Origin of the sequence: Falsiroseomonas sp. (assembly GCF_051859025.1) — a bacterium.
Lineage (GTDB): Bacteria > Pseudomonadota > Alphaproteobacteria > Acetobacterales > Acetobacteraceae > Falsiroseomonas.
The window spans coordinates 263,480-289,866 of record NZ_JBHYGL010000012.1; the positions used below are offsets into that span (position 1 = coordinate 263,480).

A 26,387-nucleotide genomic window follows, 5' to 3' on the forward strand; every position below is an offset into this window, starting at 1 on the left:
GGAGGATGCTAGCCCTCATAGGAATGGCCTGCGCGCAGACCCTCCCGCACGCGTTGCGCGATGCGGAGGAATTCGGGAGTCTCGCGGATTTCGAGCGGCCGGTCGGGGCCAAGGTCGCAATCCACGATGTCCGTGATCCGCCCCGGCCGCGGCGACATCACCACGATGCGGGTGGAGAGGAAGACGGCCTCCGGGATCGAATGCGTCACGAAGACCACCGTCTTCCGCGTCGCCGCCCAGAGCTTCAGCAGCTGTTCGTTGAGGTGATCGCGCACAATCTCATCGAGCGCGCCGAAGGGCTCGTCCATCAGCAGCAGCTTCGGCTCGAACGCCAGCGCGCGGGCGATGGAGGCGCGCTGCTGCATCCCACCGGAAAGCTGCCATGGAAACTTCCGCTCGAACCCCGCCAGGTTGACCATGGCGATCTGCTTCCGTACGCGCTCCTGCCGCTCGGCTTTGGAAAGCCCCATGATCTGCAGGGGCAGCATCACATTGCCCTCGATGGTCCGCCAGGGAAACAGCGCCGGCGCCTGGAAGACATAGCCATAGTCCCGCGCCAGCCGCGCGGCCTCCGGCGTCACGCCATTCACGCGGATCTCGCCGCCGGTCGGGCGTTCAAGGTCCGCGATCACGCGCAGCAGCGTGGTCTTCCCGCAGCCCGAGGGGCCGATGAGCGAGACGAATTCGCCCGGCGCGATGTCGATGTTCACGTCGGACAGCGCATGGATCGGCCCGTCATTGGTGCGGAACACCAGCGACAGGTTGCGCGCGGCAATCGCCGGTTCAGCCACCGTTGCTGATCTCCCAGAGGCGCGAGGGGCTGAGTGGCATTTCGAGAATCTCGATCCCCTTCGCCGGCAGGTCCAGCGCATCCTCCAGTGCCTGCGCGAACAGCGCGCCGACGGGGATCGCGCCCGCCTCCCCGGCACCCTTCACGCCGAGCGGGTTCAGCGGCGATGGCGTCACCGTGTGGTCCATCCGGATGCGCGGCACATCCAGCGCGGACGGCAGCAGGTAATCCGCCAGGCTGGCATTCATCAGCTGGCCCTGTTCGTCCCAATGCAGCTGTTCGAAGAAGGCATTGCCGATGCCCTGCGCCACGCCACCCTGGATCTGTCCCGCCAGGATCAGCGGATTGATCACCGTGCCGCAATCATGCACCACGACGTAGTCGAGGATGGTAGGCCGCAGGGTCAGCGGATCGACCTCGATGATCATGGCATGGGCGCCACTCGCCGTCGCGCCGCCGGCGGGGCCGAAATAGGAGGTCGCCTCCAGCCCCGGCTCCGTCCCGGGCGTCACCGCGCCGCGCATCGGGTTCGCGAGGCCCGCCAGCGCGCCGAGGGTGATGGCGTGGTCGGGCACGCCCACCACATGCACCTTGCCATCGGCCAGCACCAGGTCCTCCTCCGCGCATTCGAAGTGGCGCGCGGCGGTCTTCAGCACCTTCTGCCGCACGACCTTGGCGGCTTCATGCGAGGCGCTGCCGGCGACGACGGCGCCGCGGCTCGCGAAGGTGCCGACACCCCAGTAAAACTGGTCGGTGTCGCCGGTCGTCACCTCGATGTCGCGGATATCGACGCCGAGCTGTTCGGCCACCACCTGCGCGAAGGCCGTCGCATGGCCCTGGCCCTGGGAACCGATACCGGTGGCGAGGCTGATCTTGCCGCTGCTCTGCACCTGGACCTTCGCGCCCTCATAAGGGCCGATGCCGGTACCCTCGACATAGCAGACGACGCCGATGCCGATGGCGCGGCCCTCCGCGCGGGCCTTCGGCTGCGTCTCCGTCAGGAACCGATCGTAGCCGATCGCATCCAGCGCCTTGGCCAGGATCGGCGCGTAGTTGCCACTGTCATAGGAAAGACGGGAAAAATCCTGGTAGATCACGCCCTGGTCGTACGGGAATGCATCTGCGGGGATGAAGTTGCGGCGCCTGATCTCGTTGCGGTCGATGCCAAGGTTCCGCGCCGCGATGTCCAGCAGCCTTTCCATGACAAAGACGCCGTGCTGCCGCCCGGCGCCGCGATAGGGCGTGACCAGCGTGCGGTTGGTGAAGACCGCGGTGAAGACGCTGTCATAGGCCGGCACGACATAACAGCCGAGCAGCGTGCACTGGCTGTTCAGCGGCAGGGTCAGCCCATAGGGATCATAGGCGCCGTTGTCGTGCAGGAAGACATCCTTCACGCCAAGGATGCGGCCCGACGCATCCAGCGCGATCTCCGCATCATGGATCTGGCTGCGTTCATGGGTGGTGGCGAAGAAATGCTCCAGCCGATCCTCGATCCACTTCACCGGCCGGCCGAGGCGCATGGCCGCCCAGGGCACCAGCACTTCCTCGGGATAGAACATCATCATCTTCGGCCCGAAGCCGCCGCCGATATTCGGCGCCACCACGCGCACCTGGCGTTCGCTGAGGCCCAGCAACGCCGCCAGCCCATTGCGGATGACGACGGGCGCCTGCGTCGTGTCCCACACCGTCAGCCGGTCCGCGCGCGGGTCCCATTGCGCGACAACGCCGCGCGTTTCCATCGGGTTGGAGGCGCCGCGGTCATAGATGAAGCGTCGCTTGACGATGAGCGCCGCCGCCTTGGCCGCCGCCGCGTAATCCCCGCGATGCTGATGCACCTTGGCCGCGACATTCACGCCGAGATGGTCATGCACCAGCGGCGCGCCGGGTTGCAGCGCGGCTTCCAGATCGCCGACGGCATCGAGCACGTCCCACTCGACCACGATATCGCCCAGCGCGTCCTCCGCGATGTAGCGGCTTTCCGCCACCACCATTGCGACGGGTTCGCCGACATGCCGTGCCTTGTCCTTCACCAGCGGCACCTGGCAGCACTGGTTGAAGACCATGCCCGGAACCGGCGGCGGCGGTACCAGCAGTGGCCCCGGCTTCCAGTAGTCGCCGAGGTCTTCCGCCGCATAGCAAGCGATCACGCCGGGCCGCGCGCGCGCCGCGCCCAGATCCACCGACACCAGTCGCGCATGCGCATGCGGGCTGCGAAGGAAGGCCACATGCAGCAGCCCCGGCAGTTCGACGTCATCGACGAACAGGGCCTCTCCCCGCAACAGCCGGGGATCCTCATTCCGTGTCAGCGGCTTGCCGAAGGAATGGGTCATGCGCCCCGCTCCGCGGCCAGAAGGACAGCATCGACGATGTGCTGGTAGCCCGTGCAGCGGCAGAGGTTGCCGGACAGGGCATGGCGCACCTCATCCTCCGTCGGCTTCGGGTTCTCCGCCAGGAAGGCCGTCATCGTCATCAGGATGCCGGGGGTGCAGTAGCCGCATTGCAAGGCGTGGCTGTCCTGGAACGCCTGTTGCAGCGTGTTCAGCTTGCCCGGCGCCGGCGCCAGGTTTTCGACGGTCCGGATGTCGTGGCCCTCCGCCTGCACGGCAAAGGCCAGGCATGACCGCGCTGGCTCGCCATCCCAGAGGATCGTGCAGGCGCCGCAGACGCCGTGCTCGCAGCCCACATGCGTGCCGGTCAGGCCGATCTCATGGCGGATGAAGTCGCTCAGCAGCAGGCGGGGCTCCACATCGCGGTCATGGGCCACGCCATTCACCGTCACGCGCACCCTCATGCCGCGCGCTCCGCCGCCAGTGCCAGCGCCCGCATGGCCAGCACGCCCGCGAGGTGAAGCTGATAGGCCGGGGAGGCCTGCACGCTGCCCATCGGCTCGATCTCCGCCTTCGCCGCTTCCGCCGCCGCCGCGATATCCGCCGGCGTCAGCGCCGTGCCCACCAGCCCCGCCGCGGCCAGGGGGGCGGCCATCGGCGTCGGCCCCGCGCTGCAGAAGGCGAGCCGCGCTTCCGCGCAGCGTCCCGCGCCATCCCGTCGCAGCACCGCGGCCACGCCCATCATCGCGTAGTCGCCGCGCCGCCGCGCCACCTCCAGGAAGGCCGTGCCGGAACCGGGGGGCAGGGGAGGGATCACGATCGCGGCCAGCATCTCATCCTCCGCCAGCGCCGTGGTCAGCGGGCCCAGGAAGAAGTCGCGCGCCGCGACCTCCCGCATCCCGCCCGCGCGGCGCAGTTCCATCCGCGCGCCCTGCGCCAGCATCACCGCCGGCATCTCGCTGGCCGGATCGGCGTGGGAGAGGTTGCCCCCCAGCGTGCCGCGCGTGCGGATCTGCGGATGCGCGACCTCCGCCAGCGCCTCCGCCAGCAAGGGCAGGCGCCGCGCGACCTCCGCATCCCGCTCGATCACGCGGTAGCGCACCGTGGCGCCGATTCGCAGCGACCCATCCGCCAGCCATGCCAGCGAATCGAGCCCCGCCACACGGTTCAGGTCGATCAGGATGCCGGGTTGCGCCACCCGGAAATTCATGGCCGGCACCAGGGATTGTCCCCCGGCCAGGAAGCGCGCGGCTTCCCCATGCTCGGCTTTCAGGGCCAGGGCGGCCTCAACCGTCTCCGGCCCCAACCATTCGAAAGGCGCCGGCTTCACGCGATCATCCTCATGGCCGCGAACCTGCCAGAAGCGGCCCTGCCCCTGCCAGAGGCGTTTTCCGCATCGCCTGTCCCGGCAGGCCACCGGGTGCCGCCTTCTTGCCCAGGCTGCGCGCGGCATGGTCAGGTGGGGGTATGCCGATCATCGCCTATCTCGCCGGTCCCGATGTCTTCCTGCCCGATGCGCCGGCCCATGCCGCGCGCAAATCGGCCATCTGCGCCGCCCACGGCATCACCGCCCTGCCGCCGCTGAACGAGGATGTGGCGAGCCTGGCCGCGATGCCGGAGGCGGAGGCCTGGCGCGTCATCTTCGCCAAGGACATCGCGATGATGGAACGCGCGGACATCGTCATCGCCAACCTGACGCCCTTCCGAGGGGCCTCGGCCGATGCCGGCACGCTTGTGGAACTCGGCTGGTTCCTCGGCCGAGGCCGCCCGATCTTCGCCTATTCCAACAGCGCGACCCTCTTCGCCGCCCGCAGCCAGGCGCAGGTGGCGGCGGTGCCAGACCCCATGCCGGGCCTCACGGTCGGCGGCTTCGGCCTGCCGGACAATCTGATGATCCCCGGCGCGGTCGAAACCGGCGGGCTGCCGATCCTGCTGCCGGAGGGCGGCGCCGACCTGCCCTTCGATTCGCTGGAGGTCTTCAGTCGCTCTGTGGCGGCCGCGGCGCGGCGGCTCGGCGTGGCGCCGGGCTGAGCGGCGCGGGTTCCAGATTGGCCTTGGCCCGCTTCAGCAGGGCGATCAGCGTCTCGACCTCGGCTTCCGTCATCCCGTCCGTCGCCAGGCCGATCACCTCCCGCGCCCGGGGCAGCAACTCCTCCCGCAGGGCGCGGCCGGCCTCTGTCAGGCGGATATGGACCTTGCGGCGGTCCTCCTGGCTGCGGTCGCGGGTGATCCAGCCCGCTTCCTCCATGCCCCGCAGCGCGATCACGGCCGTCGGTTCCTGCATGCCGATGCGGGTGGCGAGTTCGCGCTGGGTCAGGCTGTCCTCCTCCCACAGCACGCGGAGGAAGTACCAGGCGCCGAGCGTGGCGCCGCTCGGCTGGATGCGGATCTGCAGCGCGCGCTGCATGGCGCGGTTGAGGTCCCGGACCTGGAAACCCAGGCTGTGTTCCAGCGGCAGCGCCAAGGCGCGGTCCGAATCCTTGGGCGCGGGACGGGTCATGCCGCCTTCTACAACCCTGGCTGCTATGCCGGAAAGCGCGGCGGTGATTCAGCCCGGCGCCAGCGGCCAGAAATAGGCCACCGCCGGCACGCCGACGAGGATGACGGTGATGGATAGCGGCAGGCCGAGCCGCCAGTAGTCCTGGAAGCGATAGCCTCCCGGCCCCATCACCAGCGTGTTGCACTGGTGCCCGATGGGGGTGAGGAAGTCGCTCGCCGCGCCGATCGCCACCGCCATCAGGAAGGGATCGGGGCTGAGCTGGAGCTGCGTCGCCAGGCTCGCCCCCACCGGCGCCATCACCAGCACCGTCGCGGCATTGTTGAGGAAGGGGGTGACGGCCATGGCAATGACCATCATCAGCGCCATGGCGGCGATCGGCGGCACCGCGGCGGCCGCCACGGCGAGCCACCCCGCGACGAGTTCGGTGCCTCCGGTGGTACGGATCGCCTCGCTGACCGGGATGAGGGCGGCGAGCAGCACGATGACGGGCCATTCCACCGTCTCATAGGCTTCCCGCATCGACATCGCCCGCAGCGCCAGCAGCACGACGGCGGCGCCGAAGAAGGCGATCGAGATCGGCACGAGATGCAGCGCCACCAGGCCCATGGCGAGGGCCAGCACCAGCGGCGGCACCCAGCCGCGCCGGTTGCGCCCCAGCGGTACGTTGCGCTCCGACAGCGGCAGGATGCGGAGCGACCCCATGGCGCGCGGCACGGCCTCGGCCTCCCCCTTCAGGATCACGACATCGCCGGAGCGGAAGCGAAGCTCGCTGAGCTTCTCGCTGATCCGCTGGCCGCGGCGGCTGACGGCGATCAGGTTGAGCCCCGTCCGTCCATGCAGGTCGAATCCCGCGACGGTGGCGCCGACCAGCGGGCTTTCGCCGGTGACGACGCCTTCCACCACCTCCGCCTCATCCGCCGCGAGCGCCTGGCGTTCCCCGACCAGGGTCAACCCGCTGCGGGCGATGAAGGCGTCCAGGTCATCGGCTTCCCCTTCCAGCAGAACCCGGTCGGCGGCCTGGAGCAGGGTGGCGTCCCGCGGCGTCGTCCGCTCCCCATCCCGGATAAGCGCGGTCACGCGGACCTCTCCCTCACCCAGGGCAGCGAGTTCGGCGACGGTCTGCCCGACCGGGCTGCCCTCGGCCGGCAGGCGCGCCTCGGTCGTATAGTGGGATAGGGTGAAGGCGGCATCCTTGCCGCCGCCGCCGCGCTGGCCGCCTGGCAGCAGCCGCCAGCCCAGCGCCAGCACCACCAGGCCCGCCAGCGCGATGCAGCCGCCGACCGGGGCGAAGTCGAGCAGGCCGAAGGGCTCCCCCTGCATCTCCTCCCGCAGGCGGGACACGATGATGTTGGGGGATGTGCCGACCAGCGTGACCAGCCCGCCCAGCAACGCCGCGAAGGCCATGGGCATGAGCAGCGCGGAGGGTGAGGTCCCGGTCCGCCGCGCCAGCTGGAAGGCGACCGGCATCAGGATGGCGAGCGCGCCGACATTCTTCGTGACCGCGGACAGCACCATCACCACCGCCGCCAGGATCGGCACCTGCACGGCCGGCCCGCGGCGGAGATGCGGCAGCAGCGGCCGCATCGCGGCCTCCACCGCGCCGGACCGGGCGACGGCGCCGCTGACCAGCAGCGCGCCGGCCACGATGATCACCACATCGTCGCTGAAGCCGGAGAACGCCTTGTCTGCCGGCACCACACCGCTGACGACGGCGGCGAACAGCGACAGCAGCGCAACCAGGTCGTAGGGCAGCCGCCCGTGGATGAAGGCCGCGATGGTGCAGCCGAGGATGGCGAAGGCGATGGCCTGATCGATCGTCACAAGCGGGTCCCCGCGCCGGTGATCGGCGCGGGGGTGCGAACGGCGGGCCTGGCCCGCCGGTTCCGCGTCTACTCCGCCAGGGACATGCCGAGCGCCGGCTTGGCATCGGCCGGCAGCGGGCTCTGATAGGGCTTGCCGCCGGTGCGCGCCTGGTGGTCGGCCTTGGCCTTGGCGATGATGTCGGGGTTGCGCAGCGCATCCACCGCGGTGCCCGCCATCACCTTGGCCACATGCACCATGCCCGTATGCGCCGCATCGGTCTTGCCCTGCGCCACCACCTGCCAGGAATGGCCGGGGGTGCCGATGGCATAGGTCGCGCCACGGGCCTGGACCGTCGGCACCTTCCAGGACACGTCGCCGACATCGGTGGATCCGTTCATGCCCGCGCCCTTCGCACCCAACGGCACGATGGCGTCACACAGCGGCTTGCCCGTCTCCGGCACCACGCCCTGGCGGCGATAGGCGGAGAGGATGTCCTCATCCCGCAGGGTCTTCTGGATCTCGGCCGCGAATTCCTTGTCGGCGTCGGAGAAGGGGGGCGGGCCCAGGCGCTCGAAATTGTCGTGCATGAGTTGTTCGAGCGGCGAGTTGCCGAGCAGGTTCGACACTGCCGAGATGACCTGGGTGGAAACAGTCGTTTCCGTCATCAGCGCCGCGCCATCGGCGATCTTGCGCACGCGCTTCACCAGGGCGTTCAGCTCCTCCAGGTTCCGCGCACGGATGAGGTAGCGGACCTTGGTGCGGCTCTGCACCACATTCGGCGCGATGCCCCCGGCATCGAGATAGGCGTAGTGGATGCGCGCATCGGATGGCATGTGTTCGCGCATGTAGTTCACGCCGACATTCATCAGCTCGATCGCATCGAGCGCGGAGCGCCCAAGGTGAGGCGACGACGCCGCATGCGCCGCGCGGCCAACGAACGAAAAATCGATGCGCGTATTGGCCAGGCTGATCGGTTCATTCACGCCGGAGAAGGCGGCGGGGTGCCAGGAGATCGCCATGTCCACATCATCGAAGGCGCCGGCCCGAACCATGAACCCCTTGGCCGCGCCGCCTTCCTCGGCGGGACAGCCGTAGTAGCGCACACGCCCCGGCAGGTTGTTGGCCTTCAGATAGTCCTTGACCGCGGCGGCCGCGAGAAGGCTGGCCGAGCCCAGCAGATTGTGCCCGCAGCCATGGCCGTATCCATCGCCCGGGATCGGCCGGTGTTCCGCAACGCCCGCTTCCTGGGACAGGCCGGGGAGTGCGTCATATTCGCCGAGGATGGCGATGACGGGCCCGCCCTCGCCGAACTCACCCATGACGGCGGTCGGGATGCCGGCGACATCCTTGGTGATGGCGAAGCCCTCGGCCTCCAGCATCGCGATGTGCTCGGCGACGCTGCGATGCTCGTTGTAGCAGAGCTCCGGCATGCCCCAGACCCGGTCGCTCAGCGCGGCGTATTCCGGGCGGCGGCCATCCACCAGGCGCCAGATCTCTTCGTCGTTGCGCATCGCCGTATTCCCTAGATCCGTCCGCCATTCACCGGCAGGACATGTCCCGTGATGAGTTTCGCATGCTCCGAGGCGAAGAACAGCACGCCATCGGCGATGTCATCGGGCTCACCGAGGCGGCCCAGCGCGATGGTCCGCAGCACGGCCTGTTTCTCGGCTTCCGGCCGCGCGTCCCAGATCTTCATCTTGTCAGGGGTGCTGTATTGCAGCCCCGGCGCCACGCTGTTGACCGTGATGCCATAGGGGCCGAATTCAACCGCCAGCTGCTTCGTCAGCCCGACCAACGCGTGCTTCGCCGCCGTATAGGCCTGGATCCCGGTGCGGGATGCCTGGAGGCCCGCGGTGGAGGAGACGGTGACGATCCGCCCCCGCCCCGCTGCCTTCATCCCCGCGCCTGCCGCGCGCGCCAAGGCGAGGGCGGCGTTGACGTTGACGGCGAAGATCGAATCCCAATCCTCATCCGGCGCGTCCTCCACCTTGTGGAAGGCCGCGCCCAGCGTGCCGCCGGCATTGTGGACGAGCACGCGGATCGCCTCGCCGGCCGCCTGCTCCACGCCCTTGATCCAGGCGCCGGCCGCGGCGCGGTCGGACAGGTCCACCACCGCCGTCGTGATGCTTCGGCCGGCGGCGGTCTCCGCCAGCCCCGCCGCATCCACGTCACAGGTGAACACCCGCGCGCCGAGGTCGGCGAAGCGCTGGCAGATGGCGCGGCCGAAGCCGATCGCGCCACCGCTGACGGCCACCACCTGGCCATCGAACCGGATCTGCATCAGACCAGCGCCGCCGCGGCATCCGCGATGGCCGCACGGGCTTCGCGCAGCGCGAAGGCGATGCGGTTGCGGGCACGCAGCGCGTCCACCGCCGCATACTTCTCCTCATCCGTGCCCGGCGTGGTCGCTGCCAGGTCGCGCAGCGGCTGGATGGTCGGCCAGTTCGGCATGGGCAGGGCATGCGGATGCAGGAAGCGGTCGCCCGCCGTGTAGTCGGCCGGCACCAGCGCGCGGGATGCCCGCATCAGCGCCGCATTGGCCCGCGTCGCGTCCTGCGCGGGCCGACCCGCCAGCGCCGCCGCCGCATCGCGCAATGCCGTGGCGCTTTCCACCACCGCCTCGATCGGGAAGCGCCCCGCGAGCTTCGCCTGCAACGGGGCCAGTTCCGCCAGCAGGGAGGATGCGGTCGCCGCATGGTCCAGCGGCACAACCGGCGTCGCCATCAGATTCCAAACGACCTGGCCGAGCACCCGCGTATCCCGCACCAGATTGCCCTCATCCACCTTGTCGATCGTGTCGTGCGGCGTGTGCCACCACCAGCCCAGCGCGTTGCGCGCCGCGGCGTGCTTCGCCGGCTGTTCGCTGAGCGTGCCGAACATGGAGGGAATGCCGACGCCGACGAAGCTGTCGTCGCTGCTGCGGTTCTTCCGCTTGCCCGCATAGGTCTGGTTGGTATGCGCCTGCACGGCGGAGGCCGCGAGCTGCCACAGCTCCGACATCGCCGCCGTATTCGCCAGCACGGTCGCGCCCGCACCGCCCAGGCTGTCCACATTCACATGCGCGACGCAGCGGCGATCCAGCTCATCCCAATGCGCATCGGCATACCAGGCGCTGCTGGAATAGCGGCCATGCGAATGGCCGGACCAGAAGCAGACCCGCAGGCCCCGCTGCCACTGCCCGCGCCGCTCGGCGCACAGCCGCGCAACCTCCATCATCCCCGCATTGGCGGAGCCATTATCCATCACGCCGTAATACCAGGTGTCGTGATGGCCGGAGAGCAGGACGAAAGGCTCATCCCCGCCGCCCGCGGGACCATCGAGTTCGGCGACCAGGATCGGCGTCTTGCGCCAGCCGGTATCGGCTTCCGCATGCAGCGTCACGACCGGGGACTTGCCTGCCGCCAGCGCGTCGCGGATCGCGCCGCCGTCGGCATTGTCCACGCTGCACACCACGGTGCGCGGCATGCCGTCCTTCGTGCTGTTGCCTGGGCTGCCCCAGACCGGGGAGATGCACATCTCGTGGATATGCTCGTGATGGCTGATGTGGAGATGCGCGATGGCGCCGGCATTGGTGGCGCGCTGCGCCGTCGCCGGCGTGGCCATGCCCTCGATCAGCAGGATCTTCCCGGCCAGATCCTTGCCTGCGAAATCCGCCTCCGTCCCATGCCCGACATAGATGGGCACGCCGGAGACGCCGCCGGGTGGGGAGGATTGGGAGAAGCTCTGCGTGATGGCCTTGATCGCCCTGCCATCAACCAGCACAGAGGCCCTGCCCGGCAGGCTGATGAAGGCGTCATGCAGGATCACTTCGGTCCGGAAGCCATAGTCCCGCATCCGCTTGTCGATGAAGGCCAGTCCCTCCCGCTCCTCGGCGGTGCCGGAGCTTTTGACCCAGCGCGCGATCTCGCGGAGGTTCGCCATCATCTCCGGGCCGCTGACTGCGTCGGTCAGGCTCGTCGTCGTTCCGTCGGGCATGCTTGCCTCCCCCTCAATCCATTTTCACGCCGGCGGCGCGGATCACCCGCGTCCAGCGTTCGACATCACTCGCCAATCGCCGCCCATAGGCCGCGCCATCCGCGCCCGCAGGGGTGAACCCCAGATATTCCAGCCGCGCGGCGATGGAGGGTTCCGTGATCCCCGCGACGAAGGCGCGTTCCAGCACCCGCAGCACCGCATCCGGCGTGCGGGCCGGGGCGAGCACGCCCCAATTGCTCGCGGCCTCGATCCCCGGCAGGCCCTGCTCGTCGAAGGTCGGCACATCAGGCAGCGCGCGGTTGCGCACATCACCCGTGACCGCGATGGCGACAAGCCGCCCTGCATCCACATGCGGCTTGGCGGCGCTGATGCCGTTGAACATCAGCTTCACATGCCCCGCCACCACGTCATTCGTCGCGGGTCCCGTGCCGCGATAGGGCACATGCGTCATGTCGATCCCCGCCTGTATCTTCACGAGTTCCGCCGCCAGATGCGGTCCGGTGCCATTGCCGCCGGAGGCGTAGCTCAGCTCTCCGGGGCGCGCCCGCGCCAGCGCGATCAACTCCTGCACGCTGCGCACGGGCAGCGACGGATGCACCAGCAGCACGGAAGATCCAGTCGCCAGCAGGGAGATCGGCGCGAAATCGCGCAGCACGTCGAAAGGCAGGCGTGGATAGAGACCCGGGATGATGCTGAAGCTCGCATCCGTCATCAGCACCGTGTGGCCATCGGGCTCGGCCCGCATCACGGCCTCCGACCCCACGACGCCGCCCGCGCCCGGCCGCGTCTCGATCACCAGGTTCTGGCCGAGCGCGCGGTTGACATGCGGCTCGATCAGCCGCGCGAGATTATCCGTGCCGCCGCCGGGCGCGAAGGGGATGATCACGCGCACGGGCCGCGCCGGGAAACCGCCCTGGGCCACCGCCGGCGCGGCGAGCATCGCCAGCCCGGCCGCCATCAATCCCCGACGCTGCATGGTCATCGCTTCCCCGGCACCCGGCCCTCGCCGATGTCCCACCACACGCCCGCCAGCAGGCCGAGGCCTTCCCGCAGCAGCGGCGCCAGCGCGTGTTCGTCGGGCCCATGCTGGTTGCAGCCGGCATAGCTGTTGGGGATCCAGATCACCGGCGTGCCCAGCTCCTCCAGGAACATGTCGGAGGGATTGGAGCCCGAGGAATTCGGCACGATGTTCGGCGCGCGGTTCGTCGTGCGCGCCATGGAACCCGCCACCATGCCGACCCAGGGATCATCCGGATCGGTGCGGGAAGCGCCGAACATGTCGCGCTCCATCACCGGGATGATCTCGACTTCCGGGAAGCCCTTCGCATCCAGGTGTCGCCGCAGCGCGGGCACGATGCTGTCGCCCGGCACATCCGCGCAATGCCGCACCTGCAACCGCGCCCGTGCCTCGCCCTGGACCGCATTGGTCGGCGCATCGGGATGGCCCGTGACCTGGGCAAGGACGATCACACTGGTCCAGCCGAAGATCTTTTCCGCCTTTGTCAGGCCGGGCTCGCCCCAGCTGGCATCGCCCTGCGGCAGGCCGGGGATGTCCTCGAACACCAATTCGCCGATGGCGCGCTTCACCGCGGGCGGGATCGCGGCCGGCGTCCAGCCCTCCACCTGGATGCGGCCGTGCCGGTCCGTGATGCTGGCCAGCGCATGCGCCAGAACGAAGCCGGGGTCCGTCAGCACGCCGCCCCAATGGCCGGAATGGTGGGCATGGTCACGCAGCCGCACCAGCAGGTCGAAGGCCACGCCACCGCGTGCGCCGAGCTTCATCTCCGGCATGAAGGTCGTCTGCCGCGGTCCGTCCAGGCCGATGAAGACATCCGCCGCCAGCCGATCCTTCTCGGCCTGCAACAGCCCGCGCAGCCCCGGCGATCCTTGTTCCTCGCCTGTTTCCACCAGCACCTTGGCGTTGAAGCCAAGCTTCCCGCCGCGCTCTGCCATCACCGCGCGCAGCGCCTCAATCGCGATCAAGTGCTGGCCCTTGTTGTCGACCGTGCCGCGCCCGTACCATTTGTCGCCGCGCACCGTGACGTCCCAGGGATCGAGCCCGTCCGTCCACTGGCCCTTCAGGCCGCGCACCACATCGCCATGGCCATAGACGAGCACGGTCGGCAGCGACGGGTCCTCGATGCGCGTGGCGATGAAGACGGGCCCGCGACCTTTCTTCGGATTGTCGAGGACCACCTGCTCGAACGCCATCTCCCGCATCAACTCGGGCAGCGTCTCCTCGCAATAGCGGCGCAGCGCCGGCTCGCTGTCGGGCAGCTGGCTCTCCGTCGGCACCGCCACCAGGCGGCGCAGCCGCTCCAGGTATGTCCCCTCATCAAAGCAGCGTTCCGCCCGCGCGATCGCACCCGCCCGCGTCCCTGCCATGGAGGTCGTCCTCTTCCTTGCTGCCGTGATGCTGGCACGCATCGCCCCGCCGCGGGAAGCCACCAACCCCTTGCCGTCTTCGCAAAGCAGGCGCCACCCTGGCGCATTGCGGAGGCTGCACCCATGGACGAACCCGGTACCACCCAGCGCATCGCCGACTGGATCGCGACCGTCCCGCGCGCGCGCATCGCCCGCGCGGCGCCATTGGCGACCGAGGGCATGCGCGACGCCATCGGCGTGATCCTCGCCGGCGCGGCGGAACCCGTGCCGCGGAAGGTCTTCGCCGCCGTCTCCCGCTGGGGCAGCGGCCCCGCGCGCATCATCGGCCGCGATGGCGCACTCGCCGCGCCCTGGGCCGCGCTGGTGAATGGCGCGGCCGCGCATGTGCTGGATTACGACGACACCTTCGCGCCTCTCAGTGGCCACGCCACCGCGGTGCTCGTGCCCGCCATCCTCGCACTGGGCGAAGAACGCGGCGCCAACGGCCCCGAATTGCTGGACGCGTTGGTGGTGGGGCTGGAGATCATGGCCTGCGTCGGCCGCGGCGTGAACCCGCAGCATTACGCGCTCGGCTGGCACGCCACCTCCACCATCGGCGCCATCGGTGCGGCGGCCGCCTGCGCGCGGTTGATGCGCCTGGATGCGACGCAGGCGCGCGATGCGCTCAGCCTCGGCGTCAGCATGGCCGCAGGCACGCGCATGCAACTGGGCGCGGAGGCGAAATCCATCCATGCCGGCTTTGCCGCGAAGGACGGCATCCTGGCCGCAACCCTCGCCGAAGCCGGTGCGGGTGGCGCGGCGGAGGCGCTGGAAGGCCGCTGGCGCTTCGTCGATCTCTATGCGGGCCGCCCGGCGCCGGAGGGCGCGATGCTGCCGCCCGGGGAGAACGAGGCACTCGCCATCGAGAGCATCGGCATCGCCTACAAGGCCTATCCCACCTGCGCAGCCACGCATCTCTCGCTGGATGCGCTGCTCGCGTTGCGGGAACGGGAAGGCGTCACGCCCGACCGCATCGCGGCGATCGAGACGGACCTGCCGATGGTGCTGTCCCGCAACCTGATGCATCCGCGCCCGACCACGGGGATGGAGGCCCGCTTCAGCATGGAATACTGCCTGGCCGCCGCCGCCAGCCAGGGAACGCTGACCCTTTCGGATTTCGAGGGCGATGCCATCCATCGCGACGCGATCCGCGCGCTCATGCCCCGCATCACCATGCGCGGCGTGCCGGAACCCGTGGACGCGCCACCGCCCCCCACCATCGTGACGATACGCCTGGCCGATGGCCGCACGCTGACGGAAACCCGCACGGAGCGCCGCGGATCACGCGGCAATCCGTTGAGCGAGGCCGACCACGACGCGAAGTTCCGTGACTGCGCCGGCCATGTGCTGGATGCAGCGGGCGTCGCCCGCGCGCTGGCCGCGATCAACGCCCTGCCCACCGGCGGCGACGCGGCATCGCTGGTGGATGCCCTGACCCCGTAGCCCTATTCCGCCGCGAGTCGCGTGGGGTCCAACTCCACCTGCTTCACGTCATAGGCGAGGAGGGCTGCGTGGAAGGCGGGCAGGTCCGCCTCGAACAGCCCGCGCGTCACGCCGGCCGCCAGGCGCGGCACCGCCATGCCCATCGCGTTGATGGAGGCCCCGGCCGGTCCGAAGGACATGGTCGTGCCGATGCCGAACAGGTGGATGTCGCGGATCCACGGGGCCTGGCCAGGTTCACGCTCGATGAAGCTGTAGTCCGGCGCCAGGTAGGGGAATTCACCCAGCCGCGCATTCGCCTCCTCGGCCGGCGGCGTGTAGCGATCCTGCCAGCGCGCGATCGCATCGGCAAAGCCGGCGAGGCAGGGCACGCGCGACGGGTCCATCTTCACGCCCGTCCCGCAGATGAGGAAATCCGCGCTGACATCGCCGCGCGCCGTCGCCAGCACCGCGCGCCCATCGGGGCCCACCCGCGCATCTGTCCAGGGCCGGCCGACATGCATCGTGAAATGCGGGAAGCGGTTCACGCGGTCGTAGGTATCGGGCGGGAAACCCTCCCGCAGTCCCAGCACATGACTCATGAAGCGCCAGCGCCACTCATCCGGCATTTCGTGCATGTGTCGCATGAAGCCGGCGAAGGTGAGCCAGCGATAGGGCTGCACCACCATCGGCTCCGCCCGCCGGCAGAACAGATGAACTTCGGCCGCGCCGGCCTCCAGCGCCATCGCCGCATTGTCGAAGGCGGAGGCGCCGGCGCCGAGCACGGCGACGACCTTGCCGCGCAGCGCGGCGAAGTCGATGGGGTCCGCGGCATGGGCGCGGAGGCGCTTCGGCAGGGAGGCGACGAATTCCGGCATCCACCAGAAGCCCGCATCCTCCTGCCCCGTGGCCAGCACCACCTTCCGCGCCAGCATCGGCCCTGCGGTGGTTTCGACGCGCAGGCAGGGCAGGCCGTCATCCGTCCGCGCGGGCGTGATGCGCCCGGCCTCCACGCCGTTGCGCACCGGCACGCCGACCACGCGCCGCAGCCACAGCAGGTAGTCGTTCCAGTATTCCTTGGGGATATAGCGGAGCGCATCCCAGGACCGCCGGCCATACCGCGCCTCATGCCAGGCCTGGTAGGTGAGGGAGGGTACGCCGAGGTCCGGGCCGCTCTGGTCCTTCCAGGAACGGAGGTTGTGCATGCGGCCATAGGTAAGCCACGGCCCCTCCCGCCCCTCCGCCGCGCGGTCGATCACCAGCAGGTTGCGCACCTTGTCGCGCATCAATGCGAAGGCCGTGACCACGCCGCATTGTCCGCCGCCCACCACCAGCACATCCAGCACCGGCGCGCCGCTGCAGGTCTTGGGCTGCAGCCAGGCCATGCGCGGATGCGCGATCAGGTCGAGGTCACGCTGCACATCCGCTTCCAACTCGGCCAGCGTGCGGGGTGCGGGCAAGGCAGTATCTCCATGTCGGGCGGGCCAGAGGTGGGAGGATTCCACGCCACCGCCAGTCTGCGCCAGCCGCCTTGTCGCGCGAGGAATCGTATATGCCGCGGCCGGATCGCGATTGCGGCGTATACGCGCAGGGCCTGCCGAAGCAGCTCGCAATCGCGCTGCGCGGCATCGCGCGGGCGTCGCATCGGCGCTTGCCATGCGCCCTTGCTTCTTGCCACGCTCGTGGGGCCGGGCGCAGGGTTCGCCCGCGTCGGACCGACATCGACAGCCCGCTGGGAGCATCACCGATGAAGCGACGTGATCTGATGGGCGCTGGCCTGGCGATCGGCCTGGCGGCTCCGGCAACCCTGCGCGCGCAGGCGGCGCAGTTCACCTTCCGCCTGCACTCCTTCTCCTCGCCGACGGCGCTTGACCACACCATGCATCTCGACCCCTGGGCGGAGAAGGTGGCGCGGGAATCCAACGGCCGCATCAAGATCGATGTCTTCCCGGCCATGCAACTCGGCGGTCAGCCGCGGGACCTGGTGCAGCAGCTGGAAGATGGCGTCGTCGATATCATCTGGACCGTGCCGGGATTCACACCGGGCCGCTTCATGGGGACGGAGGGCCTTGAGCTGCCCTTCCTGAATACGGGCCTCAGCGCCACCGAAAGCCCGGCCGCGATGGAGTTCATCGCCAAGCACCTCGCGGATACCGAATACCGCGGCATCAAGATCATCGCCGTCCACTCCACGGACCGTGCGCTGATCCACACTTCTCGCAAGCCGATCCGCACGCTGGAGGATTTCCGCGGCCTCAAGCTCCGCGTCGCCGGCCGCTTCATCGGGGAAGCCGTCACGGCCCTGGGTGCCACGCCGGTCGGCATCCCGCTGGGCGGGGTTTATGAGGCGACGGCGCGCAGCCAGGTGGATGGCTTCCTCATCAACTGGGCGATCACCCATCCCTTCCGCCTTTATGAGGTCGCGAAGTTCCACAGCGAACCGCCCGGCGTCGGCCTGTTCCAGGGCATGATCCTGACGCTGATGAACGGCCGCAGCTACAACCGGCTGCCGCCGGACCTCAAGGCGGTGATCGATGCCAATTCAGGCCCGGCGCTGGCCGCCGATCGTGGCGCGATCTGGGACAGCCAGACCAAGCCCGCCGTCGATGCCACCATCGCGGCGGGGAACGAGATCATCGCCATCGGGCCGCAGGAGAAGGCGCGCTGGCAGGCGGCCGTCGCGCCCGCCTATGACGCTTGGATCGCGGAGATGAACCGGCGTGGCCGCAACGGCCGCGCCATGTTCGACGACATCCTGGCCATCACCGCGCGCCACGGCCGCGCGTGACCCTGGCCTCGGCGCGCGAGGCGCTGACGCGGCTCGCGACCCTTCTCGCACTCGCCGGCGGTGGGCTTCTGCTGCTGGCGGTCTGCGTCACCAGCGCGTCCGTCCTGCGCGGTGCCTTCGGGCGCCCGATCCTCGGCGACAGTGAAATCGTGGAACTCGCCCTCGGCGTCGCGGTCGTCTTCTGCATGCCGATCTGCGAGATGAAGGGCGCCCATGTGCTGGTGGATTTCTTCACGCAGAGGCTGCCGAAGCGCGGCATCGCGGGGCTGGATGCCGTGATGCGGGCGGTGGCGGCGCTGGTCGTGGCCGTCCTGGCCTGGAGGCTGGCGATCGGCGGCTACAACCAGTGGGACCGCGAACGCGAATCCATGTTTCTGCAGCTGCCCTTCTGGTGGGGCTATGCCGCGGCGGCCATCGGCATGGCGGCATGGAGCCTCTGCGCCGCGTTCGTGGCGCTGGAGAGCTTCGTGCGGATGCGGCGGCCGGCATGAGCAACCTCACCATCGGGCTGCTCATGTTCGGCGGCGCGCTGCTCCTCATCGGCCTGCGCATGCCGGTCGGCGTCGCGATGCTGCTGGTCGGCGGTCTGGGCTATGCCGGCATATCCGGCTGGGATCGACTGTTCGCCACGCTCAACACCATGACCTTCAGCCGCTTCTCCTCCTACACGCTTTCCGTTATCCCGCTGTTCCTGTTGATGGGGGATTTCGCCACCAAGGGCGGCATGAACCGCGCGCTGTTCCGCTGCGCGCGCGCCTGGATGGGGCATTGGCGGGGCGGGCTCGCCGTGGCCAGCATCGGAGGCTGCGCGGCTTTCGGCGCCATCTGCGGCTCCTCCCTCGCCACCGCCGCCACCATGTCCCAGGTCGCGCTGCCGGAGATGCGGCGCCATGGCTATTCGCCGGCGCTCGCCACTGGCACGCTGGCCGCGGGCGGCACGCTCGGCATCCTCATCCCGCCCAGCGTCATCCTCGTGATCTACGCGATCTACACGGAGATGAGCATCGGCCAGCTCTTCATCGCGGCGGTCATCCCGGGGCTGATCGCCACGGCGGGCTACATGCTGGTGGTGAACATCTACACGCGGATGCATCCGGAGGCAGCGCCCCCGGCGGCGCGCCTGCCCTTCGGCGAACGCCTGCGCGCTACCGGCGAGGTCTGGCCGGTGGTGCTGGTCTTCCTGATCGTCGTCACCGGCATCTATGATGGCTGGTTCAGCGCGACGGAAGGGGCGGCCATCGGCGCCGCCGCTACCTGCATCCTCGCCGTCCTGCTCGGCGGCATGCGCTGGCAGGGGCTGAAGGAAAGCCTGCTATCCACCGCGGAAACCACCGGCCTCATCTTCATCGTGCTGCTCGGCGCGGAACTGTTCAGCGCGGGCCTCGCCCTGTCGCACCTGCCGTCGGAGCTGTCGTCCTTCGTCGCGGGCCTGCCGGTCCCGCCGACGGTGATCCTCTTCGCGATCCTCATCGTCTACTTCATCCTCGGCTGCTTCATGGAAAGCATGGCGATGGTGCTGCTGACGTTGCCCATCTTCGTGCCCCTCATGCTCGGCCTCGATTTCGGCCTGGACCGGACGCAGACCCTCGTCTGGTTCGGCATCCTGGTGCTGATGAGCGTGGAAGTCGGCATGATATCGCCGCCCTTCGGCATGAACCTCTTCGTCATCAACGCCATGGCGAAGGATGTCCCGATGGGGGAGACCTATCGCGGCGTGATGGGCTTCGTGATCTCCGATGGCATCCGGATCGCGGTCCTGGCGCTGCTGCCGGCCCTCTCGCTCTGGCTGCCCGGACTCTGGTAACAACACTCAGGCAAGAACAGGGACAAGAACGCCATGCGCAGAGCCTTCACCAGTGCCCTCCTCGCGGCCGCGCTGCTGCTGCCCATGGCAGCCGTGGCGCAGCCCTATCCGAACCGTCCCGTGCGGATCGTCGTGCCCTTCCCGCCGGGTGGTGGATCGGACAGCCAGACCCGCGCCTTCGGCGACGCGATGGCCGCGCAGCTCGGCCAGCGCGTGATCGTGGACAACCGTCCCGGCGCGGGCGGCAACCTCGGCACCGATGCCGTCGCCAAGGCGCCGGCGGATGGCTACACGCTGCTGACCGGCGGCCCCAACATCATCAACACGCGCTACCTGATCCGCGACACGCCCTATCAGTGGGAACGCGACCTTGAGCCGCTGGGCATGATGTTCTCCAGCGTCAATGTCCTTGTCGTCCATCCCTCCCTGCCCGTGCGCACGGTGCCGGAATTCATTGCCTATGCCCGTGCCAATCCCGGCCGGCTCAACTTCGCCTCCGCCGGCGCGGGCGGCTCCATCCACCTGTCCGGCGAGATGTTCATGAAGATGACGGGGACGCAGATGGTCCACGTCCCCTACCGTGGGGACGCGCTGGCGCGGGCGGACCTGACGAACGGCGCCGTGCAGCTGATGTTCAACACCATCGCCACCTCCATCGAGCCCATCCGCGCCGGCCATTGGCGCGGCATCGCGACCACCGGGGGTGCCCGGGCTGCGGCGCTGCCGGAATTGCCGACCATCGCGGAAGCCGGCCTGCCCGACTACCTGGTGCTGAGCTGGATGGGTCTCTTCGCCCCGAAGGGCGTGCCCGATCCCGTCGTGGCGCGGCTGCGCCAGGCCTTCGACGCCGTCTTCGCCGATGCCACCAACCGCGCGGCCTTCGAACGCCTGGGCGTCGATGTCACGCCGAGTTCGGCGGCGGACCACCTGGCCTTCATGCGGGCGCAGGAAGCGACCTGGGCCCCGATCCTGCGCACGATCGAGCCGCAATGACCTTGCTGCGCATCGCGGCGGAGAAGTGCCGCTTCACGCCGCCGCGCCAGGTGACGGACGATACCAGCGTCCTCACCCTGAAGAATTTGGTGCTGGAGCCGCTGATCCGCTGGGATGACGTTGTGCTGCGCCCGGGGCTGTTCGGCACCTGGGCGCATGACGGCACGGCGCGGCGCTGGCGCTTCACCATCCGCCCCGGCGCGCGCTTCCATGATGGCAAGCCCTGCGTTGCCGAGGATGTTGTCGAGTTCATCGGCCAGATCTGCAACTCGCTCGACATGTTCGGCATGAAATGGGCCTATTCGCGCTATCTCGCGCAGGCCAGAATCACGGCCGAGGGCAGCGACGTGGTGGCGGTGGAGAACCCGACGCCCTTTGCCGATATCCTCGACATCTTCACGGAATTCTATCTCTGCCGCCTGACGCCGGATGGCCGTCCGCTGCTCGGCACCGGCCCCTGGCGCGTGCTGGACCATATGCCGGAACGGGATGCGCTGCTTGAACGGGTGGCGGCGCCGGCGGACCGCATCGCCTTCACCGCGATTCCGGATGCCGATGATCGCCTCCGCGCGCTCCGCGACGGCAGCGCGGATGCGGCGATGAACGTCGAACGGATGCACGCGGCGCCGGATTTCAGCGACGACCTCGCCTGGGGCCGCGCGCTGAACACACTCTCCGTCATGTACTACCTCAACTGCGCCCAGGGCTTCTTCACCAGCGAAGCCGCAAGGCGCGCCGTCAACATGGCGGTGGATTCGCAGGCCATCATCGATGGGCTGTTCCACGGCCTCGGCCAGCGTTCCTCCACCATCGTCAGCCCGCTGCATCTCGGCATGAAGGCGGCGGCGCTATCGCCCATCCCGCATGATCGGGATGCCGCCCGCCGCCTACTTGATGGCGCCGTGCCATCCTCGCCACTGCTGATCCGCACGCCGGAGCACATGCCGGAAAAGGCGCGGGAGATCAGCGAACGCGTCGCCGCCGACCTTGCCGCCATCGGCCTGCCGACCCGGATCGAGGTCCAGAAGGACCGCCCCGAATTCGCGCGCGAGGTCGGGCGGAAGGAGATGGGCGACATGGCCATCTTCGATTCCACGCCCCACAGCACCTATCGCGTGCTGAACGACAAGGTGTCCTCCGCCGTGAAGGGCATCTGGTGGCAGGGGCATGACGACCAGGCGCTGGAGGCGATGATCACCGCCGCCAACCACGCCGTGACCGAGCCGGACAGGGAGGCAGCCTATGGGCACTGCCTGTCCCGGCTGCAGGCCAACCCGCCCTGGCTCTACCTGTTCCATCCCATCGAGGTCTTCGCCCATCGCAAGGACCTCGGCGGCATCACGCTGGATGGCAAGGGCGTGCTGGGCATCGCCTAGAGCAATATGCGTTCAGATGGAATCATCTGAACGCATTTCTTGCTCTAGATTCAATGACTTCTAGAGCACGAGCTGCGTTCAAGCGAACGCAGCATGCTCTAGACCGTCAGCAGTTTCCGCACCGCGGCTTCATCGAGCGAACCCGCGGGGCCGGCAAGCGCCACCTCGCCGCGCACCATCACGGCGATGCTGTCGGCGAGTTCACGCGCGAAATCGTAGTACTGCTCCACCAGGATCACCGCCATGCCGCGGTCGCGCGCGAGGTGGTGGATGACGCGGGCGATGTCCTTGATGACGGAGGGCTGGATGCCCTCCGTCGGCTCATCCAGGATCAGCAGGCGCGGCCGGGCGCAGAGCGCGCGGCCGATCGCGAGTTGCTGCTGCTGGCCGCCGGAAAGATCACCGCCGCGCCGCCGCAGGAACTGCCGCAGGATGGGGAAGAGGTCGAAGATCTCCGAACTCACGGTCGATCCGCGCGGCGCCGCGGCCAGCGCCGTCTCCAGGTTCTCCTGCACCGTGAGGAAGGGGAAGATCTCCCGCCCCTGCGGCACATAGCCGATGCCGGCGCGCGCGCGTTCCGCGGGGCCGAGGCGCGTTACATCCCGCCCTTCCCAGGTGATGCTGCCCGCGCGCACCTTCTCCAGCCCCATGATGGCGCGCAGCAGGGATGATTTGCCGACGCCGTTGCGCCCCAGTACCGCCGTCACTTTGCCGGGTTCCGCGACCAGCGACACGCCGCGCAGGCAGAGACTGGCGCCGTAGGAGAGATCGATCGAGGCCACGTTCAGCATCGCTCAGCGCCCCAGATAGACTTCGATGACGCGCTGGTCGTTCTGCACATGGTCGATGGAGCCTTCGGACAGCACCGTGCCCTCATGCAGCACCGTCACGCGGCGGCCGAGGGCGCGGACGAATTCCAGGTCATGCTCCACCACCACCACGCTGCGCTTGCCAGCGATGCGGACCAGCAGGGCGGCGGTGTGCTCGGTTTCGGCATCCGTCATGCCGGCGACGGGTTCATCCACCAGCAGCAGTTCCGGGTCCTGCATCAGCAGCATCCCGATCTCCAGCCATTGGCGTTGCCCGTGGCTGAGGATGCCCGCCAGGTCCTGCGCGCGATCGAGCAGGCCGGTTTCTTCCAGCGTCGAGTCGATGCGGGTCTTCGCCTCACCGGTCAGCGCCCAGCGCAGGCAGGCCAGCGGCCCGCGCGGGGCCTTGAGGGCGAGTTCCATGTTCTCGAACACGGTCAGCGCATCGAAGACCGTGGGCTTCTGGAACTTGCGGCCGATGCCGAGATTGGCGATGGCAGCCTCGTCCAGCCTGGTGAGGTCGACATCGCCGAAATTGATGGTGCCGGTGGTCGGCCGCGTCTTGCCGGTGATGACGTCCATCATCGTCGTCTTGCCGGCGCCGTTGGGTCCGATGACCGACCGCAACTCCCCGGGTTCGACAATCAGCGACAGGTTGTTCAGCGCCCGGAAGCCGTCGAAAACGACGGAGACGCCATCGAGGTAGAGCCTGCGTCCCTCCTTCATGCGTCGCGCCCCTTCAGCAGGCCGATCAGCCCCTTCGGCAGGAACAGCGTGACAAGAACAAACAGGCCGCCGAGGACGAACAGCCAGAGGTCCGGCGCCGCGCTGGTCAGCCAGGTCTTCAACCCGTTCACTGTGAAGGCGCCGAGGATCGCGCCGACCAGCGTGCCGCGCCCGCCGACCGCCACCCAGATCACGGCCTCGATCGAATTGGCGGGGCTGAATTCGCCGGGATTGATGATGCCGACCTGCGGCACATAAAGCGCGCCCGCCACGCCCGCGAGCATGGCGGAGAGCACGAAGGCGAAGAGCTTGTGGTGCGTGGTGTTGTAGCCGAGGAAGCGGACGCGGTTCTCGCCATCCCGGATCGCGGTCAGCACGCGGCCGTATTTGCTGCGCGTGATGCGGGAGCAGATCAGGAAGGCAGCCGCGAGTGATATCAGCGACGCATAGAACAGCCCGGCTCGTGCCGTGTCGGTGTTCAGCGGCTGGCCAAGCAGTTCCTTGAAGTCGGTGAAGCCGTTATTGCCGCCGAAGCCCATGTCGTTACGGAAGAAGGCCAGCATCAGCGCGTAGGTCATCGCCTGGGTGATGATGGAGAGATAGACGCCGGTTATGCGGCTGCGGAAGGCCAGCCACCCCAGCACCAGCGCCAGCACGCCCGGCACCAGCACCACCATCAGCATGGCGAAGGCGAAATTGTCGAAGCCGAGCCAGTACCAGGGCAATTCCTGATAGCCCAGGAACACCATGAAATCCGGCAGCACGGGATGGCCATAGACGCCCCTCGGCCCGATCAGGCGCATGAGGTGCATGCCCATGGCATAGCCGCCGAGCGCGAAGAACGCCCCGTGGCCGAGGGACAGGATGCCCGCATACCCCCATGCCAGGTCGAGCGACAGCGCGAGGATGGCGTAGCAGATCCACTTGCCCGTGATGCTGACAAGGAAGTCAGAGACGTGGAGCGGATGCGCCACCGGCAGCTGGTTCAGCACCGGCATGGCCGCCAGCAGCAGTAGCGCCACCAGCAGCCCGGCGCGCAGGCCGAGCCTGGCGCGCGACACGGGAAGGGGGGAGGCAGTCGCGCTCATGCTTCCGCCGCCCGTCCCTTCTGCGCGAACAGCCCGCGCGGCCGCCGCTGGATGAAGATCATCGCCGCGATCAGCACAAAGACCTTCGCGAGCACCGCGCCGGCCCAGGGCTCCAGCACCTTGTTGACGAGGCCCAATCCGAAGGCGCCGACCAGCGTGCCCGCGAGCGATCCCACGCCGCCGAAGACCACCACCAGGAAGCTGTCGATGATGTAGCCGGTGCCTAGGTTGGGGGAGACATTGTCGATCTGGCTGAGCGCCACGCCGGCGATGCCGGCGATGCCGGAGCCGAAGGCGAAGGTCAGGGCATCGACGCGCCCCGTGCGGATGCCCATGGATGCCGCGATGGCCCGCTTCTGCGTCACGGCCCGCATCTCCAGCCCGAAGCGGGTGAAGCGGATGGCGGCCACGGTCAGCGCCAGGACGACCAGCGAGAAGGCGAGGATCCACAGGCGGTTCTGCGTCACCGGAATGTCGAAGGGCAGCATCAGCGTGCCCTGCATCCAGGGCGGGCTCAGCACTTCCCGGTTCTGCGCCCCGAAGACGAGCCGCACCGTTTGCTGGATCATCATGCCGACGCCGAAGGTCATCAGCAGCGTCTCCAGCGGCCTTCCATAGAGGTGCCGTATCAGCCCGCGCTCCATCAGCGCGCCGCAGGCCGCGGCCACCAGGAAGGCGGCGGGGACGGACAGAGGCAGCGACCAGGGCAGCAGCCATGGGATGCCGCGGCAGGCCTCCTGCACGATGAAGGTCGTGTAGGCGCCGAGCATGACGAATTCGCCATGCGCCATGTTGATCACGCCCATCACGCCGAAGGTGACGGCGAGCCCGAGTGCCGCCAGCAACAGGACGGAGCCGAGCGACAGGCCCTGGAAGAACGTCTCCGCCGCGCGGCGCACGGCCAGGCGGCGGTCGATGGCGGCGACCGCGGCCTCGATCTGCGGCAGGATGTCAGGGTTGCCGGCGCGCGCCTCCAGCAGGACGGATCGCGCTTCTGGGGAGGAGGTGGCGCCTAGCGCCTCCACGCCCAGCAGTTTCGCCGCCGGGTCGCTCGCCAGCAGGCGGGATGCGGCCAGCGCGATCGCCATGCGGTCGCGGATGCGGGGCACGGTCTCCCGCGCCAGCGCGGCATCCAGCAGGGGCACATTCTCCGCGCTGCGGCTGCGGAACACGGCCTCGGCCGCCGCCAGGCGCTCCGCCGGATCGGGGGAGACGAGTTGCAGGCGGCCCAGCGCGCCGCGCAGCGCCACGCGGACGCGGTTGTTGATGCGCAGGACTTCGGTTCCCACGGCATCGGTCGCGGCGCCGGTCAGTGCATCGGTCGTGGTGCCGCCTTCGCGGATCACCAGCGAATTGTCGGCGCGCTTCAGCAGCCGGCCATCCGACAGGGCGCGCAGCACGGGAATCGCGCGGGGGTCGGCCAGGGCGCCCAGGCGATCCACTGCCTCCGCCTGCGCATTGAAATTGCCGGCCAGCCCGGGCAGGGCGGCCACGAAGGCATCCTGCGCCCGTGCCGGCAGCGCGGCGGCGAGCAGCAGCAGGAAGGCGAGGAGCGTGTGCTTCAT

General features: G+C 69.0%; 23 protein-coding genes. 7 read left to right on the plus strand and 16 right to left on the minus strand.

Going from position 1 to position 26,387, the window contains the following annotated elements; translation table 11 throughout:
- Window positions 1-8 precede the first annotated feature (8 nt).
- From ACTIE5_RS13405 to ACTIE5_RS13420, 4 genes are read right to left on the minus strand one after another with little or no spacing between them, the layout of a single operon-like run.
- Window positions 9-791: an ABC transporter ATP-binding protein gene (locus ACTIE5_RS13405; protein ID WP_439550204.1), complete on the minus strand. Its 783-nt coding sequence runs from the start codon at window positions 789-791 to the stop codon at window positions 9-11.
- Window positions 784-3,120, minus strand: a complete 2,337-nt coding sequence (locus tag ACTIE5_RS13410; RefSeq protein ID WP_439550205.1) for a molybdopterin cofactor-binding domain-containing protein — start codon at window positions 3,118-3,120, stop codon at window positions 784-786. The genes ACTIE5_RS13405 and ACTIE5_RS13410 overlap by 8 nt, the downstream gene beginning before the upstream one ends.
- On the minus strand, window positions 3,117-3,581 hold the full coding sequence (locus ACTIE5_RS13415) for a (2Fe-2S)-binding protein (RefSeq protein WP_439550206.1): 465 nt from the start codon (window positions 3,579-3,581) through the stop codon (window positions 3,117-3,119). The genes ACTIE5_RS13410 and ACTIE5_RS13415 overlap by 4 nt, the downstream gene beginning before the upstream one ends.
- Window positions 3,578-4,447, minus strand: a complete 870-nt coding sequence (locus ACTIE5_RS13420; protein ID WP_439550207.1) for an FAD binding domain-containing protein — start codon at window positions 4,445-4,447, stop codon at window positions 3,578-3,580. Before ACTIE5_RS13420 ends, ACTIE5_RS13415 begins: the two co-directional genes overlap by 4 nt.
- 137 nt (window positions 4,448-4,584) lie before the next feature.
- Between ACTIE5_RS13420 and ACTIE5_RS13425 the strand changes: the two genes are divergently transcribed.
- The gene (locus ACTIE5_RS13425) at window positions 4,585-5,148 is read left to right on the plus strand and encodes a nucleoside 2-deoxyribosyltransferase (RefSeq protein WP_439550208.1); all 564 of its coding nucleotides are present in this window, start codon (window positions 4,585-4,587) and stop codon (window positions 5,146-5,148) included.
- Here ACTIE5_RS13425 and ACTIE5_RS13430 read toward each other — a convergent pair.
- The 7 genes from ACTIE5_RS13430 to ACTIE5_RS13460 all read right to left on the minus strand — a co-directional run bounded on the left by ACTIE5_RS13430 (window position 5,096) and on the right by ACTIE5_RS13460 (window position 13,780).
- Entirely contained in the window at window positions 5,096-5,617 is a 522-nt protein-coding gene (locus ACTIE5_RS13430; RefSeq protein WP_439550209.1) for a MarR family winged helix-turn-helix transcriptional regulator, read from the minus strand. The two genes, ACTIE5_RS13425 and ACTIE5_RS13430, sit on opposite strands and share 53 nt — an antisense overlap.
- A 48-nt stretch (window positions 5,618-5,665) precedes the next feature.
- On the minus strand, window positions 5,666-7,438 hold the full coding sequence (locus ACTIE5_RS13435) for an SLC13 family permease (RefSeq protein WP_439550210.1): 1,773 nt from the start codon (window positions 7,436-7,438) through the stop codon (window positions 5,666-5,668).
- 68 nt (window positions 7,439-7,506) lie between these two features.
- Window positions 7,507-8,931, minus strand: a complete 1,425-nt coding sequence (locus tag ACTIE5_RS13440; RefSeq protein WP_439550211.1) for a M20 family metallopeptidase — start codon at window positions 8,929-8,931, stop codon at window positions 7,507-7,509.
- A gap of 11 nt (window positions 8,932-8,942) precedes the next feature.
- Window positions 8,943-9,701, minus strand: coding sequence for an SDR family NAD(P)-dependent oxidoreductase (locus tag ACTIE5_RS13445; protein WP_439550212.1), 759 nt, complete (start codon window positions 9,699-9,701; stop codon window positions 8,943-8,945).
- Window positions 9,701-11,395, minus strand: coding sequence for a M28 family peptidase (locus ACTIE5_RS13450; protein ID WP_439550213.1), 1,695 nt, complete (start codon window positions 11,393-11,395; stop codon window positions 9,701-9,703). The genes ACTIE5_RS13445 and ACTIE5_RS13450 overlap by 1 nt, the downstream gene beginning before the upstream one ends.
- A gap of 13 nt (window positions 11,396-11,408) precedes the next feature.
- Window positions 11,409-12,371: a Bug family tripartite tricarboxylate transporter substrate binding protein gene (locus tag ACTIE5_RS13455; RefSeq protein ID WP_439550214.1), complete on the minus strand. Its 963-nt coding sequence runs from the start codon at window positions 12,369-12,371 to the stop codon at window positions 11,409-11,411.
- A gap of 2 nt (window positions 12,372-12,373) precedes the next feature.
- Window positions 12,374-13,780 carry a M20/M25/M40 family metallo-hydrolase gene (locus ACTIE5_RS13460; protein ID WP_439550215.1) on the minus strand — a complete coding sequence of 469 codons (1,407 nt, stop codon included), beginning with the start codon at window positions 13,778-13,780 and terminating at the stop codon, window positions 12,374-12,376.
- A 123-nt stretch (window positions 13,781-13,903) separates the two neighbouring features.
- Here ACTIE5_RS13460 and ACTIE5_RS13465 point away from each other — a divergent pair, with 123 nt between their 5' ends.
- Window positions 13,904-15,262 (plus strand): MmgE/PrpD family protein, encoded by a 1,359-nt coding sequence (locus tag ACTIE5_RS13465; protein WP_439550216.1) that lies wholly within the window; start codon window positions 13,904-13,906, stop codon window positions 15,260-15,262.
- 2 nt (window positions 15,263-15,264) lie between these two features.
- Here the strand turns inward: ACTIE5_RS13465 and ACTIE5_RS13470 are convergent, their stop codons facing one another.
- The gene (locus ACTIE5_RS13470) at window positions 15,265-16,698 is read right to left on the minus strand and encodes an FAD/NAD(P)-binding protein (protein WP_439550217.1); all 1,434 of its coding nucleotides are present in this window, start codon (window positions 16,696-16,698) and stop codon (window positions 15,265-15,267) included.
- Between the two features lie 287 nt (window positions 16,699-16,985).
- Between ACTIE5_RS13470 and ACTIE5_RS13475 the strand changes: the two genes are divergently transcribed.
- Genes ACTIE5_RS13475 through ACTIE5_RS13495 form a run of 5 tightly spaced genes read left to right on the plus strand, consistent with a single transcriptional unit; the run spans window position 16,986 to window position 22,199 of the window.
- A complete protein-coding gene (locus ACTIE5_RS13475; protein WP_439550218.1) occupies window positions 16,986-18,026 on the plus strand; it encodes a TRAP transporter substrate-binding protein in 1,041 nt (346 codons plus the stop codon).
- A complete protein-coding gene (locus tag ACTIE5_RS13480; protein WP_439550219.1) occupies window positions 18,023-18,517 on the plus strand; it encodes a TRAP transporter small permease in 495 nt (164 codons plus the stop codon). Before ACTIE5_RS13475 ends, ACTIE5_RS13480 begins: the two co-directional genes overlap by 4 nt.
- Window positions 18,514-19,830: a TRAP transporter large permease gene (locus ACTIE5_RS13485; protein WP_439550220.1), complete on the plus strand. Its 1,317-nt coding sequence runs from the start codon at window positions 18,514-18,516 to the stop codon at window positions 19,828-19,830. The genes ACTIE5_RS13480 and ACTIE5_RS13485 overlap by 4 nt, the downstream gene beginning before the upstream one ends.
- Window positions 19,831-19,863: 33 nt before the next feature.
- Window positions 19,864-20,823, plus strand: coding sequence for a Bug family tripartite tricarboxylate transporter substrate binding protein (locus ACTIE5_RS13490; RefSeq protein WP_439550221.1), 960 nt, complete (start codon window positions 19,864-19,866; stop codon window positions 20,821-20,823).
- Entirely contained in the window at window positions 20,820-22,199 is a 1,380-nt protein-coding gene (locus ACTIE5_RS13495; RefSeq protein WP_439550222.1) for an ABC transporter substrate-binding protein, read from the plus strand. Before ACTIE5_RS13490 ends, ACTIE5_RS13495 begins: the two co-directional genes overlap by 4 nt.
- A gap of 98 nt (window positions 22,200-22,297) precedes the next feature.
- On the opposite strand, the gene urtE is transcribed toward ACTIE5_RS13495, so the two are convergent.
- Genes urtE through urtB form a run of 4 tightly spaced genes read right to left on the minus strand, consistent with a single transcriptional unit; the run spans window position 22,298 to window position 26,387 of the window.
- Window positions 22,298-22,990: an urea ABC transporter ATP-binding subunit UrtE gene (urtE, locus tag ACTIE5_RS13500; protein WP_439550223.1), complete on the minus strand. Its 693-nt coding sequence runs from the start codon at window positions 22,988-22,990 to the stop codon at window positions 22,298-22,300.
- A 3-nt stretch (window positions 22,991-22,993) separates the two neighbouring features.
- Window positions 22,994-23,734, minus strand: a complete 741-nt coding sequence (urtD, locus tag ACTIE5_RS13505; RefSeq protein ID WP_439550224.1) for an urea ABC transporter ATP-binding protein UrtD — start codon at window positions 23,732-23,734, stop codon at window positions 22,994-22,996.
- Window positions 23,731-24,822: an urea ABC transporter permease subunit UrtC gene (gene urtC, locus ACTIE5_RS13510; protein WP_439550225.1), complete on the minus strand. Its 1,092-nt coding sequence runs from the start codon at window positions 24,820-24,822 to the stop codon at window positions 23,731-23,733. Before urtC ends, urtD begins: the two co-directional genes overlap by 4 nt.
- Window positions 24,819-26,387: an urea ABC transporter permease subunit UrtB gene (gene urtB, locus ACTIE5_RS13515; protein WP_439550226.1), complete on the minus strand. Its 1,569-nt coding sequence runs from the start codon at window positions 26,385-26,387 to the stop codon at window positions 24,819-24,821. The genes urtC and urtB overlap by 4 nt, the downstream gene beginning before the upstream one ends.

What these genes read in the sequence shown, in the direction of transcription:
- ACTIE5_RS13430 (WP_439550209.1), bottom strand. Translation starts at nt 5,617, where the DNA reads ATGACCCGTCCCGCGCCCAAGGATTCGGACCGCGCCTTGGCGCTGCCG.
- ACTIE5_RS13490 (WP_439550221.1), top strand. Translation starts at nt 19,864, where the DNA reads ATGCGCAGAGCCTTCACCAGTGCCCTCCTCGCGGCCGCGCTGCTGCTG.
- ACTIE5_RS13460 (WP_439550215.1), bottom strand. Translation starts at nt 13,780, where the DNA reads ATGGCAGGGACGCGGGCGGGTGCGATCGCGCGGGCGGAACGCTGCTTT.
- ACTIE5_RS13475 (WP_439550218.1), top strand. Translation starts at nt 16,986, where the DNA reads ATGAAGCGACGTGATCTGATGGGCGCTGGCCTGGCGATCGGCCTGGCG.
- urtD (WP_439550224.1), bottom strand. Translation starts at nt 23,734, where the DNA reads ATGAAGGAGGGACGCAGGCTCTACCTCGATGGCGTCTCCGTCGTTTTC.
- ACTIE5_RS13410 (WP_439550205.1), bottom strand. Translation starts at nt 3,120, where the DNA reads ATGACCCATTCCTTCGGCAAGCCGCTGACACGGAATGAGGATCCCCGG.
- urtB (WP_439550226.1), bottom strand. Translation starts at nt 26,387, where the DNA reads ATGAAGCACACGCTCCTCGCCTTCCTGCTGCTGCTCGCCGCCGCGCTG.
- ACTIE5_RS13425 (WP_439550208.1), top strand. Translation starts at nt 4,585, where the DNA reads ATGCCGATCATCGCCTATCTCGCCGGTCCCGATGTCTTCCTGCCCGAT.
- ACTIE5_RS13495 (WP_439550222.1), top strand. Translation starts at nt 20,820, where the DNA reads ATGACCTTGCTGCGCATCGCGGCGGAGAAGTGCCGCTTCACGCCGCCG.
- ACTIE5_RS13445 (WP_439550212.1), bottom strand. Translation starts at nt 9,701, where the DNA reads ATGCAGATCCGGTTCGATGGCCAGGTGGTGGCCGTCAGCGGTGGCGCG.
- ACTIE5_RS13485 (WP_439550220.1), top strand. Translation starts at nt 18,514, where the DNA reads ATGAGCAACCTCACCATCGGGCTGCTCATGTTCGGCGGCGCGCTGCTC.
- ACTIE5_RS13450 (WP_439550213.1), bottom strand. Translation starts at nt 11,395, where the DNA reads ATGCCCGACGGAACGACGACGAGCCTGACCGACGCAGTCAGCGGCCCG.
- ACTIE5_RS13415 (WP_439550206.1), bottom strand. Translation starts at nt 3,581, where the DNA reads ATGAGGGTGCGCGTGACGGTGAATGGCGTGGCCCATGACCGCGATGTG.
- urtC (WP_439550225.1), bottom strand. Translation starts at nt 24,822, where the DNA reads ATGAGCGCGACTGCCTCCCCCCTTCCCGTGTCGCGCGCCAGGCTCGGC.
- ACTIE5_RS13465 (WP_439550216.1), top strand. Translation starts at nt 13,904, where the DNA reads ATGGACGAACCCGGTACCACCCAGCGCATCGCCGACTGGATCGCGACC.
- urtE (WP_439550223.1), bottom strand. Translation starts at nt 22,990, where the DNA reads ATGCTGAACGTGGCCTCGATCGATCTCTCCTACGGCGCCAGTCTCTGC.
- ACTIE5_RS13455 (WP_439550214.1), bottom strand. Translation starts at nt 12,371, where the DNA reads ATGCAGCGTCGGGGATTGATGGCGGCCGGGCTGGCGATGCTCGCCGCG.
- ACTIE5_RS13440 (WP_439550211.1), bottom strand. Translation starts at nt 8,931, where the DNA reads ATGCGCAACGACGAAGAGATCTGGCGCCTGGTGGATGGCCGCCGCCCG.